10 protein-coding genes are annotated in these 11492 nt (G+C 55.4%); all 10 read left to right on the top strand.

The window, feature by feature from the left end; genetic code table 11:
• The first annotated feature begins 35 nt into the window (after positions 1-35).
• The 10 genes from ilvI (at position 36) to mraY (ending at position 11491) form a co-directional block, all read left to right on the top strand.
• Entirely contained in the window at positions 36-1760 is a 1725-nt protein-coding gene (ilvI, locus tag ACMGG3_RS21830; protein WP_014168620.1) for an acetolactate synthase 3 large subunit, read from the top strand.
• A gap of 1 nt (position 1761) precedes the next feature.
• On the top strand, positions 1762-2253 hold the full coding sequence (gene ilvN / locus ACMGG3_RS21835) for an acetolactate synthase small subunit (RefSeq protein WP_003856371.1): 492 nt from the start codon (positions 1762-1764) through the stop codon (positions 2251-2253).
• Between the two features lie 179 nt (positions 2254-2432).
• Complete coding sequence (gene cra / locus ACMGG3_RS21840; RefSeq protein ID WP_014168621.1) at positions 2433-3440, top strand: catabolite repressor/activator; 1008 nt, start codon at positions 2433-2435, stop codon at positions 3438-3440.
• A gap of 599 nt (positions 3441-4039) precedes the next feature.
• Positions 4040-4498, top strand: a complete 459-nt coding sequence (gene mraZ / locus ACMGG3_RS21845) for a division/cell wall cluster transcriptional repressor MraZ (protein ID WP_025205427.1) — start codon at positions 4040-4042, stop codon at positions 4496-4498.
• Between the two features lie 2 nt (positions 4499-4500).
• Positions 4501-5442, top strand: coding sequence for a 16S rRNA (cytosine(1402)-N(4))-methyltransferase RsmH (gene rsmH / locus ACMGG3_RS21850; RefSeq protein ID WP_014168623.1), 942 nt, complete (start codon positions 4501-4503; stop codon positions 5440-5442).
• Complete coding sequence (gene ftsL, locus ACMGG3_RS21855) at positions 5439-5804, top strand: cell division protein FtsL (RefSeq protein ID WP_008501989.1); 366 nt, start codon at positions 5439-5441, stop codon at positions 5802-5804. Before rsmH ends, ftsL begins: the two co-directional genes overlap by 4 nt.
• Positions 5805-5819: 15 nt before the next feature.
• Positions 5820-7586, top strand: coding sequence for a peptidoglycan glycosyltransferase FtsI (locus tag ACMGG3_RS21860; protein ID WP_014168624.1), 1767 nt, complete (start codon positions 5820-5822; stop codon positions 7584-7586).
• Positions 7573-9060 (top strand): UDP-N-acetylmuramoyl-L-alanyl-D-glutamate--2,6-diaminopimelate ligase, encoded by a 1488-nt coding sequence (gene murE, locus ACMGG3_RS21865; RefSeq protein WP_324285210.1) that lies wholly within the window; start codon positions 7573-7575, stop codon positions 9058-9060. Before ACMGG3_RS21860 ends, murE begins: the two co-directional genes overlap by 14 nt.
• Positions 9057-10415 carry a UDP-N-acetylmuramoyl-tripeptide--D-alanyl-D-alanine ligase gene (murF, locus tag ACMGG3_RS21870; protein ID WP_014168626.1) on the top strand — a complete coding sequence of 453 codons (1359 nt, stop codon included), beginning with the start codon at positions 9057-9059 and terminating at the stop codon, positions 10413-10415. The genes murE and murF overlap by 4 nt, the downstream gene beginning before the upstream one ends.
• Positions 10409-11491, top strand: a complete 1083-nt coding sequence (gene mraY, locus ACMGG3_RS21875) for a phospho-N-acetylmuramoyl-pentapeptide-transferase (RefSeq protein WP_008501985.1) — start codon at positions 10409-10411, stop codon at positions 11489-11491. Before murF ends, mraY begins: the two co-directional genes overlap by 7 nt.
• Position 11492 lies beyond the last annotated feature (1 nt).

Consider the following 11492-nt stretch of genomic DNA (forward strand, 5'->3'; position numbering starts at 1 on the left):
CTGCTCGTCTATAACAAAATGCCTGGAGGCAAAGCATGGAGATGTTGTCTGGCGCGGAAATGGTCGTCCGATCGTTAATCGATCAGGGCGTGAAGCAAGTGTTCGGTTATCCCGGCGGCGCAGTCCTGGATATTTATGATGCGCTTCATACGGTAGGCGGCATTGACCATGTTTTAGTACGCCACGAGCAGGCGGCGGTGCATATGGCTGACGGGCTGGCCCGCGCGACAGGTGAAGTAGGCGTGGTATTAGTGACGTCCGGTCCCGGCGCGACAAACGCCATCACCGGCATTGCCACGGCGTATATGGACTCTATCCCGCTGGTTATTCTTTCCGGCCAGGTGGCGACGTCACTGATCGGCTACGACGCGTTTCAGGAGTGCGACATGGTGGGGATTTCGCGTCCCGTTGTGAAGCACAGCTTCCTGGTTAAGCAAACTGAAGACATCCCGGGGATATTGAAAAAAGCCTTCTGGCTGGCAGCAAGCGGGCGTCCCGGCCCGGTGGTGGTCGATCTGCCGAAAGATATCTTGAACCCGGCGAACAAGCTTCCTTATGTCTGGCCGGAGTCGGTGAGCATGCGCTCATATAACCCAACGACGCAGGGCCACAAGGGGCAGATCAAACGTGCCTTGCAAACGCTGCTGGCCGCCAAAAAACCGGTAGTCTATGTCGGTGGTGGGGCAATCAATTCTGCCTGTGAAGGGCAGCTTCGGGAGCTTATCGAGAAACTCAATCTTCCCGTTGCGTCGTCGCTGATGGGGCTGGGTGCTTTCCCGGCAACTCACCGTCAGGCTCTGGGGATGCTGGGTATGCACGGTACCTATGAAGCCAACATGACGATGCACCATTCCGATGTGATCTTTGCCGTCGGCGTGCGCTTTGACGATCGCACCACCAACAATCTGGCGAAATACTGCCCGAACGCTACCGTGCTTCATATTGATATCGATCCCACCTCTATTTCGAAAACGGTGTCTGCGGATGTGCCGATCGTCGGTGATGCCCGCCAGGTGCTGGAGCAAATGCTGGATCTGCTGGCACAGGAGCCGCCTTCCCAGCCGCTGGATGAGATCCGTGACTGGTGGCAGCAGATCGAACAATGGCGCGCGCGTCAGTGCCTGAAGTATGACACGCAAAGCGACAGCATTAAGCCGCAGGCGGTGATCGAAACTATCTGGCGGCTGACGAAAGGCGAGGCATACGTGACGTCTGACGTGGGTCAGCATCAGATGTTTGCCGCCCTTTATTATCCGTTTGATAAACCGCGCCACTGGATTAACTCCGGAGGATTAGGAACGATGGGCTTTGGCTTGCCTGCCGCACTGGGCGTCAAGCTGGCTCTGCCTGACGAAACCGTCGTCTGCGTGACGGGAGACGGCAGTATTCAGATGAACATCCAGGAGCTGTCGACGGCCCTTCAGTATGAGTTGCCGGTACTGGTGCTGAACCTGAATAACGGTTATCTCGGGATGGTGAAGCAGTGGCAGGACATGATCTACTCTGGTCGTCACTCTCAGTCCTACATGACGTCACTGCCTGACTTTGTTCGTCTGGCTGAAGCTTACGGCCATATTGGGATGCGAGTGACCGATCCGGCAGAGCTCGAAACGAAGCTCGGTGAAGCGCTTGAGCACGTTAAAAATAACCGCCTCGTTTTTATGGATGTCATTGTTGATGGCACCGAGCACGTATACCCGATGCATATTCGCGGTGGTGGTATGGATGAAATGTGGTTAAGCAAAACGGAGAGAACCTGATATGCGCCGGATATTATCTGTTTTACTGGAAAACGAGTCTGGCGCACTGTCGCGCGTCATTGGCCTTTTTGCACAGCGCGGCTATAACATTGAAAGCCTGACCGTTGCGCCGACTGACGATCCGACGCTGTCGCGCATGACCATCCAGACCGTCGGCGATGCCAAAGTGCTTGAGCAGATCGAGAAACAGCTGCATAAGCTGGTCGATGTTCTGCGCGTCAGCGAGCTGGGGCAGGGTGCCTACGTTGAGCGAGAGGTCATGCTGGTGAAAATCCAGGCCAGCGGTTACGGGCGCGAGGAAGTGAAACGTAACACGGATATCTTCCGTGGGCAGATTATAGACGTTACGCCTTCTATATATACGGTTCAGTTGGCCGGAACGAGTGACAAGCTGGATGCCTTCCTGGCATCTGTGCGGGATGTGGCAAAAATTGTTGAGGTTGCGAGATCGGGCGTTGTTGGCCTGTCACGCGGCGATAAGATCATGCGTTAGTTGTCTAAAAGGTTCGCCTCTTTCTGCCCGGTCACCAAAGCCGGGCTTTTTTTTGTGTAATCAGCCGACAACAGAGATAAAAGCGGTTGCCGCGAAGGCTATTCTGCGTTTAGATGTTAAAAGATTTAACCATAACCTTGCCAAGGCCATGGACTCTTTTCATTTTTTAAGGGGCAATTGTGAAACTGGATGAAATCGCCCGGCTAGCCGGCGTGTCACGAACAACGGCCAGCTATGTGATTAACGGTAAAGCAAAGCAGTACCGTGTCAGCGATAAGACCGTTGAAAAAGTTATGGCGGTGGTTCGTGAACATAACTACCATCCGAATGCTGTCGCAGCTGGCCTGCGTGCCGGACGCACCCGCTCTATTGGCCTGGTGATCCCGGATCTGGAAAACACCAGCTATACCCGTATCGCCAACTATCTTGAACGTCAGGCGCGCCAGCGTGGCTATCAGTTGCTGATTGCCTGCTCGGAAGACCAGCCCGACAACGAGATGCGCTGTATTGAGCATCTGCTCCAGCGTCAGGTCGATGCCATCATCGTCTCCACCTCTTTACCGCCTGAACACCCATTCTATCAACGCTGGGCGAACGACCCATTCCCGATTGTGGCGCTGGATCGTGCGCTCGACAGGGAGCATTTCACGAGCGTCGTCGGTGCCGATCAGGATGATGCCGAGATGCTGGCGGCAGAGCTGAGAACCTTCCCGGCTGAAACGGTGCTGTATCTGGGGGCGCTGCCTGAACTGTCAGTCAGCTTCCTGCGTGAACAGGGGTTCAGAACCGCCTGGAAAGACGATCCCCGTGAGGTGCACTACCTCTATGCCAACAGCTATGAACGTGAAGCGGCCGCACAGCTTTTCGAGAAATGGCTGGAAACGCACCCGATGCCGCAGGCGCTATTCACCACCTCATTTGCTCTGCTGCAGGGGGTGATGGATGTGACCTTACGCCGTGAGGGTAAACTGCCTTCCGACCTGGCCATCGCGACCTTCGGTGATAACGAGCTGCTCGACTTCCTCCAGTGCCCGGTTCTGGCGGTGGCTCAACGCCATCGTGATGTGGCTGAACGCGTGCTGGAAATTGTGCTGGCAAGTCTGGACGAGCCGCGTAAACCGAAGCCGGGTCTGACGCGTATTAAACGTAATCTTTACCATCGCGGAATTTTGAGCCGCCATAAATGAAATGACGGGGGCGGAGAAATCTGCCCCCTTTTGACGAAATAATTCGCCGGGATAATTCCCGTAGAGAAATTAGGATAATTCTTGCGAATTTACATTCTGCTATTTTTCTTAATTCATTTTGGCGTTTAAGGGTTCCTTTAAAGGACGTTTAAACGATTTTAAATGCCTGTCTTTGTATTATTTTGTTACAAACCCTCTTCCGGCGATGAATATTCAGACGTTTTTTCTTCTCCTGTGCCAGCTTGCACGGCAACCTCCGCGTTTCGCGAGCCCTGGGGTGAATCTGGCGCTGTTATCCCCTGAGAATCTGTCATAAAATGCTGCCCGCGTCGCAAACTGACACTTTATATTTATCTGCGATGATATTGAGTGAGCCTTAACGCTAGTGTGCATATTCGGTTTTTTTCTTACAAATATTCATAACGTTAATTTTGCCTCGCCAGTTGTGCAGTTATTAACCAGGACTGTTTATCTCTGTAAATAGAGGCCTTTCGGGCCTGTATAGGGAGAGTCCTGGCTTGACAAGCTTTTCCCTCGCTCCGTAAACTCCTTTAGGTGGGAATTTGTGGGTTAAAGTGGTGAGGAGGGGTGAGACTGGCATGTTCCGTGGAGCTACGTTAGTCAATCTCGACAGCAAAGGGCGTTTATCGGTACCAACCCGATACCGCGACCAGCTGATTGAGAACGCTACGGGTCAAATGGTTTGCACCATTGACATCAACTCCCCCTGCCTGCTGCTTTACCCCTTACCTGAATGGGAAATTATTGAGCAAAAGCTGTCGCGACTGTCGAGCATGAACCCGCAGGAACGCCGCGTGCAGCGGTTGTTATTGGGACATGCCAGTGAATGTCAGATGGATAGCGCAGGCCGGTTACTGATTGCCCCTGTGTTACGGCAACATGCCGGTCTGACCAAAGAAGTGATGCTGGTCGGGCAGTTCAACAAGTTTGAACTGTGGGATGAAACGACCTGGTATCAACAGGTCAAGGAAGATATCGACGCTGAGCAGTCTGATTCCGCGACATTATCGGAACGGCTGCAGGACTTGTCTCTATAAATATGATGGAAAATTACAAACATAAAACGGTGCTGCTGGATGAGGCCGTTAACGGCCTGAATATTCGTCCGGACGGCATCTACATTGATGGCACTTTTGGTCGCGGTGGCCACTCGCGCTTAATCCTCTCCCAGCTTGGAGCGGAAGGGCGTCTGCTGGCAATCGATCGCGATCCGCAGGCGATTGCCGTTGCGCAAACCATCGATGACCCACGCTTTTCCATCGTGCATGGACCTTTCTCTGCGCTCGCTGATTATGTTGCCGAGCGCGGCCTGACGGGCAAGATCGACGGAATCCTTCTCGATCTTGGCGTCTCTTCACCCCAGCTTGATGATGCTGAACGCGGCTTCTCCTTTATGCGCGATGGTCCACTGGACATGCGCATGGATCCTACTCGCGGTCAGTCTGCCGCCGAGTGGTTACAGACCGCGGACGAAGCGGATATTGCCTGGGTGATCAAAACCTTCGGCGAGGAGCGTTTTGGCAAGCGTATCGCGCGCGCCATCGTTGAGCGTAATCGCATTGAGCCGATGACCCGCACGAAAGAGCTGGCCGAGGTGATCGCGGCGGCGACGCCGGTGAAGGATAAGCACAAACATCCCGCGACCCGTACCTTCCAGGCGGTTCGCATCTGGGTAAACAGTGAACTGGAGGAAATAGAGCTGGCGCTAAAAAGCTCGCTCGACGTGTTGGCCCCGGGTGGGCGGTTATCCATCATCAGCTTCCATTCGCTGGAAGACCGCATTGTGAAGCGCTTTATGCGTGAACAAAGCCGCGGTCCACAGGTTCCAGCGGGGCTGCCGATGACGGAAGAACAACTCAGGAAGCTGGGTGGCCGTCAGTTGCGAGCATTAGGCAAGTTGATGCCGGGCGAAGAAGAAGTGGCACAGAATCCACGCGCCCGTAGTTCAGTGCTGCGTGTTGCAGAGAGGACGAACGCATGATCGGCAGAGTGACAGAGACCCTAAGCAAAGTTAAGGATTCGTTAGGAAGCAACGAGCGCCATGCCTTGCCTGGCGTGATCGGCGACGATCTTTTGCGGTTTGGGAAACTGCCACTCTGTCTGTTCATTTGCATCATTGTCACGGCCGTCACGGTGGTCACGACTGCCCACCACACACGCTTATTAACTGCGCAACGCGAGCAGATGGTACTGGAACGCGATGCGCTGGATATTGAATGGCGAAACCTGATCCTTGAAGAAAATGCGCTCGGCGATCACAGCCGGGTTGAACGGATCGCAACGGAAAAGCTGCAATTGCAGCATGTTGATCCTTCTCAGGAAAATATTGTAGTACAAAAATAAGGGAAAACGCGACGCATGAGAGCAGCGGCAAAAACGCTTAAACCAAAACGTCAGGAAGAACAGGCCAACTTTATCAGTTGGCGTTTTGCGTTGCTTTGCGGCTGCATTTTACTGGCGCTGGGTTTCCTGCTGGGACGCGTGGCGTGGTTGCAAATCATCGCCCCTGACATGCTGGTTAGACAGGGCGACATGCGTTCCCTTCGCGTTCAGGAAGTGTCGACGTCCCGCGGGATGATCACCGACCGCTCAGGCCGTCCACTGGCCGTGAGCGTACCGGTTAAAGCCATCTGGGCCGATCCGAAAGAGCTGCACGATGCGGGTGGCATTACGCTTGATAACCGCTGGAAGGCGCTCTCGGATGCCCTGAAAATGCCGCTGGATCAGCTCGCTTCCCGCGTCAACGCCAATCCAAAAGGGCGTTTTATCTATCTGGCGCGTCAGGTCAACCCTGACATGGCGGACTACATTCGTAAGCTGAAGCTGCCGGGTATTCACCTTCGTGAAGAATCCCGCCGCTACTATCCTTCCGGCGAAGTAACCGCTCACCTCATTGGCTTTACCAACGTTGATAGCCAGGGGATTGAAGGCGTTGAAAAAAGCTTCGATAAATGGCTCACTGGTCAGCCTGGCGAGCGAATTGTTCGTAAAGACCGCTACGGCCGCGTTATCGAAGATATCTCTTCCACGGACAGTCAGGCGGCACACAACCTGGCGCTGAGTATTGATGAGCGTCTGCAGGCATTGGTCTACCGCGAGCTGAACAACGCCGTCGCCTTCAACAAGGCGGAATCCGGCAGCGCCGTGCTGGTGGACGTCAGTACGGGCGAAGTGCTGGCGATGGCCAACAGTCCGTCCTATAACCCGAACAACTTTACCGGCACCGCAAAAGATGCGATGCGTAACCGGGCAATTACCGACGTGTTCGAACCGGGCTCCACGGTAAAACCGATGGTGGTCATGACGGCGCTCCAGCGTGGCATCGTCAATGAAAACACGGTTCTGAACACGATCCCTTACCGTATTAACGGCCACGAGATTAAAGACGTGGCGCGCTACAGCGAATTGACCCTGACCGGGGTTTTACAGAAGTCGAGTAACGTTGGCGTTTCAAAGCTGGCGTTAGCGATGCCGTCCTCAGCGTTAGTAGAGACTTACTCACGTTTTGGGCTTGGAAAGGCGACCAATTTGGGGTTGGTCGGAGAACGCAGTGGCTTATATCCTCAAAAACAACGGTGGTCTGACATAGAGAGGGCCACCTTCTCTTTCGGCTACGGGCTAATGGTAACGCCGTTACAGTTAGCGCGAGTCTACGCAACGATTGGCAGCTATGGCGTCTATCGTCCGCTGTCCATTACCAAAGTTGATCCACCGGTTCCAGGTGAGCGTATCTTCCCGGAATCCATCGTTCGTACCGTCGTTCATATGATGGAAAGCGTGGCGCTGCCTGGCGGCGGCGGCGTGAAGGCGGCGATCAAAGGCTATCGCATCGCCATCAAAACCGGTACCGCGAAAAAAGTGGGGCCAGACGGCCGTTACATCAACAAATACATTGCCTATACCGCAGGCGTTGCGCCTGCCAGTAATCCGCGTTTTGCGCTGGTGGTCGTCATTAACGATCCACAGGCGGGTAAATACTACGGCGGCGCCGTTTCCGCGCCTGTGTTCGGGGCCATCATGGGCGGCGTGTTGCGCACCATGAACATCGAACCGGATGCGCTGGCAACGGGCGAGAAAAGTGAATTTGTAATTAATCAAGGCGAGGGTACAGGTGGCAGATCGTAATTTGCGCGACCTTCTCGCTCCGTGGGTGCTTAATGCACCGGAGCGAGCACTGCGAGAGATGGTACTGGACAGCCGTGCGGCTGCTTCTGGCGATCTTTTTGTGGCGGTGGTCGGTCATCAGGCGGACGGGCGTCGTTATATCCCGCAGGCGATTGCGCAAGGTGTTGCTGCCATTATTGCTGAGGCTAAAGATGAGGCAACTGACGGTGAAATCCGTGAAATGCACGGGGTGCCGGTCATCTATCTCAGTCAGTTAAACGAGCGTCTCTCTGCGCTGGCCGGACGTTTCTATCACGAACCGTCCGATCGGCTGCGTCTGGTGGGCGTGACAGGTACAAACGGCAAAACCACAACCACGCAGCTCATGGCGCAGTGGGCGCAGCTGCTGGGTGAAACCGGTGCGGTCATGGGAACTGTCGGTAACGGTCTGTTGGGCAAAGTGAGCCCGACCGAAAACACCACCGGCTCCGCGGTCGACGTACAGCACGTGCTGGCCGGCCTGGCAGGGCAGGGGGCAACCTTTGCCGCCATGGAAGTCTCTTCCCACGGTCTGGTGCAGCACCGCGTGGCGGCGCTGAAGTTTGCCGCCTCAGTATTCACTAACCTGAGCCGCGATCATCTTGATTATCATGGTGATATGGAGCATTACGAAGCGGCGAAATGGCTGCTCTACTCCACCCACCATAGCGGACAGGCCATCATCAACGCTGACGACGAAGTCGGTCGCCGCTGGCTGGCGAAGCTGCCGGATGCGGTTGCGGTGTCGATGGAAGACCATATCAACCCGAACTGCCACGGCCGCTGGCTGAAGGCGGTTGCGGTGGATTATCACGACAGTGGCGCCACCATTCGTTTTAGCTCCTCATGGGGTGACGGTGAAATTGAAAGCCGACTGATGGGCGCGTTTAACGTCAGCAACCTGCTGCTGGCGCTGGCGACGCTGCTGGCGCTGGGTTATCCGATGAACGCGCTGCTGGAAACGGCTGAGCGTCTGCAGCCGGTATGCGGCCGTATGGAAGTGTTCAGCGCGCCGGGCAAACCGACCGTGGTGGTCGATTATGCCCACACGCCGGACGCACTAGAAAAAGCACTGGAAGCGGCGCGTCTGCACTGCACCGGTAAGCTCTGGTGTGTGTTTGGCTGCGGTGGCGACCGTGATAAGGGCAAACGTCCACTGATGGGTGCCATTGCTGAACAGTTCGCGGATATTCCGGTTGTGACCGATGACAACCCGCGTACTGAAGAGCCGCGCGCCATTATTAACGACATTCTGTCGGGCATGCTGGATGCAGGCCGCGCCCGCGTGGTGGAAGGCCGTGCGGAAGCCGTGACCAACGCCATCATGCAGGCTCAGGAAAACGACGTTGTGCTGCTGGCCGGGAAAGGCCATGAGGATTATCAGATTGTTGGCAACCGTCGTCTCGATTATTCGGACCGCGTCACGGCCGCGCGTCTGCTGGGAGTCGTGGCATGATTAGCATCACCTTAAGTCAGGCCGCTGCGGTACTGCAGGGCGAGCTGCTGGGTCACGATCTGACCATCGAGGCCGTGACGACCGATACCCGCAAAGTGACCCCGGGTTGTCTGTTTGTGGCGCTGAAGGGCGAACGTTTTGACGCGCATGATTTTGCACAACAGGCCAGGGAGAATGGTGCAGGGGCGCTGCTGGTCAGCCGTAAACTCGCTGTCGATCTGCCGCAGATCGTGGTGAAAGATACCCGTCTGGCATTCGGCGAGCTGGCGGCCTGGGTTCGTCAGCAGGTGCCGACGCGCGTCGTCGCGCTGACCGGTTCATCAGGCAAAACCTCTGTGAAAGAGATGACTGCGGCCATCCTGAGCCAGTGCGGAAATACGCTTTATACAGCAGGCAACCTTAACAATGATATCGGCGTGCCGATGACATTACTTCGCCTGACCAAAGAGCATGAATTTGCCGTGATCGAGTTAGGGGCAAACCACCAGGGCGAAATCGCCTGGACCGTGAGACTGACGCGCCCGGAAGCAGCGCTGGTGAATAACCTGGCCGCTGCACATCTGGAAGGTTTTGGTTCGCTGGAAGGCGTGGCGAAAGCTAAAGGCGAGATCTATACCGGCCTGCCGGAAGATGGTATCGCCATTATGAATGCCGACAACAATGACTGGCTTAACTGGCAACAGATCATTGGTTCCCGCAAGACCTGGCGCTTCTCGCCGAACGCGGCCAACAGTGATTTTACCGCGACCAATATTCATGTGACTTCGCATGGCACGGAATTCACCCTTAATACCCCAACCGGGGGCATTGAGGTGCTTCTGCCATTGCCGGGTCGTCATAATATCGCCAATGCACTCGCGGCAGCGGCGCTGTCGATGGCGGTTGGTGCGTCGCATCAGGCGATTAAAACCGGTCTGGCAAATTTAAAAGCCGTGCCGGGGCGTCTGTTCCCGATCCAGCTTGCGGAAAACAAACTGCTTCTGGATGACTCCTATAACGCGAACGTCGGCTCAATGACCGCGGCGGTGCAGGTGTTGTCTGAGATGCCAGGTTATCGCGTGCTGGTGGTGGGCGATATGGCTGAGCTGGGTGATGAAAGCGAAGCGTGTCATGTCCAGGTGGGGGACGCGGCGAAAGCGGCAGGTATTGATTGCGTGCTGAGCGCTGGAAAACTGAGCCAGGCGATTAGCCATGCCAGCGGTGTTGGCGAGCACTTTGCCGATAAAGCCGCGCTGATTGAACGCCTTAAGGCATTGATGACAGAAAAACAAATTGTGACTGTGTTAGTGAAAGGTTCACGTAGTGCCGCCATGGAAGAGGTTGTGCACGCATTACAGGAGAACGGGACATGTTAGTTTGGCTGGCCGAACATTTGGTCAAATATTATTCAGGCTTTAACGTCTTTTCCTATCTGACGTTTCGCGCCATTGTCAGCCTGCTGACTGCGCTGTTCATCTCTTTGTGGATGGGCCCGCGCATGATTGCCCGTCTGCAAAAACTCTCCTTCGGTCAGGTTGTGCGTAACGACGGTCCGGAGTCGCACTTCAGCAAGCGAGGTACGCCGACCATGGGCGGGATCATGATCCTGACCGCGATCGTTGTTTCCGTACTGCTGTGGGCTTATCCCTCTAACCCGTACGTCTGGTGCGTACTTACCGTGCTGGTGGGCTACGGCATCATTGGGTTTGTTGATGATTACCGCAAGGTCGTGCGTAAAGACACCAAGGGCCTGATCGCCCGCTGGAAATACTTCTGGATGTCGGTGATTGCGCTGGGCGTGGCCTTCGCGCTGTATCTGGCAGGAAAAGACACCCCCGCCACCGAGCTGGTGGTGCCGTTCTTTAAAGATGTGATGCCGCAACTGGGGCTGTTCTACATTCTGCTGGCCTACTTCGTCATCGTGGGCACCGGTAACGCCGTAAACCTGACCGACGGTCTGGATGGCCTGGCGATTATGCCAACCGTCTTCGTCGCCGCCGGTTTTGCGCTGGTGGCGTGGGCCACCGGTAACATGAACTTTGCTAACTATCTGCACATTCCATACCTGCGACACGCAGGCGAACTGGTTATCGTCTGTACGGCGATTGTCGGGGCGGGACTGGGCTTCCTGTGGTTCAACACCTACCCGGCGCAGGTCTTTATGGGTGACGTCGGTTCACTGGCTCTGGGCGGCGCGTTGGGCATTATTGCCGTACTGCTGCGCCAGGAGTTCCTGCTGGTGATTATGGGTGGGGTATTTGTGGTTGAAACCCTTTCAGTGATTTTGCAAGTCGGGTCCTTCAAGCTGCGCGGTCAGCGCATTTTCCGTATGGCACCGATTCACCATCACTATGAACTGAAAGGCTGGCCGGAACCGCGCGTGATTGTGCGCTTCTGGATTATTTCGCTGATGCTGGTGCTGATTGGCCTGGCAACGCTGAAGGTACGTTAAT

Origin of the sequence: Enterobacter sp. BNK-18, from assembly GCF_047456135.1 — a bacterium.
Classification (GTDB): domain Bacteria; phylum Pseudomonadota; class Gammaproteobacteria; order Enterobacterales; family Enterobacteriaceae; genus Enterobacter; species Enterobacter ludwigii.